Here is a 1,562-nt window from a genome sequence, read left to right on the forward strand (position 1 = left end):
TGTCTCGTCCTACTATAACTGTACAGCTATAGTTAATAATCCTACTTAATACTGTACAGCTATAGTTATTAATCCTTTTATTACTGTACAGGTTGTTTTTTTTGTTTATTAGTCTTGTAATAATTCTTCCATCTCTTAGCAAGAACACCTGTCTTTAAATGAGCTTGATTTGGAGTTAACCTATCACAACTATCATGAGGTCTAATTTGGTTATAAGCTTCTATACTATTCTTAATTTTATCAATCGTTTTCTGATAACCTAAACTTGAATAGTTTAAATCAAATTCACCTTTAATTATACCATTTACTCGCTCTGCTATGGCATTATCTCTTGGTTCACCACTTTGTGTTGTACTAATAGATATGTTGTTTTCTATCAGTAATTTAGTATAAACACTGCTGCAGTATTGACATCCTCGATCTGAATGATGAATAAGTTTCTCTGTATAAATCCTGTTCTTTAATGCCATTTTCAAAGCTTGTAAGCATCCATTAGTAGTTAAATCTAAACTAAAACTATAGCCCATTATTTTATGAGAATAAGCATCTGTGATTAAACTTAAATAGCCCCAAGTATTATTTAACCTGATATAGGTGATATCACTTACCCAAAATTGTTCTGGCCTGGTAACTTTTACTCCATTATACAAGTCTAAATACTGTCCTCTCCAAGCTCTGGAGTCTGTTGTATATGCTTTGCGCTTTCGTTGTCTAACCAACATTTTATGACTGTCTAATAAATCAAACAGATAATCTCTTCCTACGCTTATATTGTGTGAACCTAAGCGTTCTTGTAACATATGTTGAAGTTTTCGAGTACCTACTCTTGGTAGAGTAGCTCTAATATTTAAAACTTCTTGAAGAATAATCTCATCTTTAATAGATTGACTTGCATATCTGTCTATTGACTGATAATAAGCACTTCGAGTTTTACCAAACAGTTGACATATTTTTTTTATTCCCTTATTAGGGTATAAGAGTTTTACTTCTTCAACTGCTTGGAACCAGACTTTTTTCTGATATCAATATCCAAACTTTTCTCTGCTACATCTATCAATGTATTTAAAGCTACTATCTTAAATTGTGCCTCTGATAAAGCCTTTTTTAAAGCTTTAATTTCTAAAGATTCTGTATTGGATGTTTTTTCTTCCATAAGTGACGGAATAACAATTTCATTACAAATATCTATATTTTTATTATAATTAACTAACAACCAGTTATTTATTGTGCTTGTGCTTTCTATATCATACACTATACAGGCTTCTTGTGCTGTCATATGGTGTTCTGTAATGCTATGAACTACTTGACGTTTAAAACTTTCTGAATAAACTTTATTTTTACGTGTAGCATGATACTCAGGACTTGCATATTTCTTAGCCCAACGATTTACAGTAGATCTATTTAGGTTATACTTGCGAATTACCAAATTTTGACTTGCCCCATTCTCTATTTCTTGAACTATTTGTTCTATGAATTTTAAATGATAACGCTCTTTGATTTTTGGTTCTCTTCCCATCTTTTTATGTTTTAAAAACTGTACAGTTTTTTTAGGACGGGTCAAC

2 protein-coding genes are annotated in these 1,562 nt (G+C 31.1%); both read right to left on the minus strand.

Annotated elements, in window-relative coordinates:
• Nucleotides 1–80: 80 nt before the first annotated feature.
• The gene (locus tag HX049_RS18335; protein ID WP_353653732.1) at nucleotides 81–959 is read right to left on the minus strand and encodes an IS3 family transposase; all 879 of its coding nucleotides are present in this window, start codon (nucleotides 957–959) and stop codon (nucleotides 81–83) included.
• Between the two features lie 23 nt (nucleotides 960–982).
• The coding region (locus HX049_RS18340) for a hypothetical protein (protein WP_435793535.1) at nucleotides 983–1,562 on the minus strand (580 nt) is incomplete at its 5' end.

The organism is Myroides odoratimimus (assembly GCF_030326305.1).
GTDB classification, from domain to species: Bacteria; Bacteroidota; Bacteroidia; order Flavobacteriales; family Flavobacteriaceae; genus Flavobacterium; species Flavobacterium odoratimimum_A.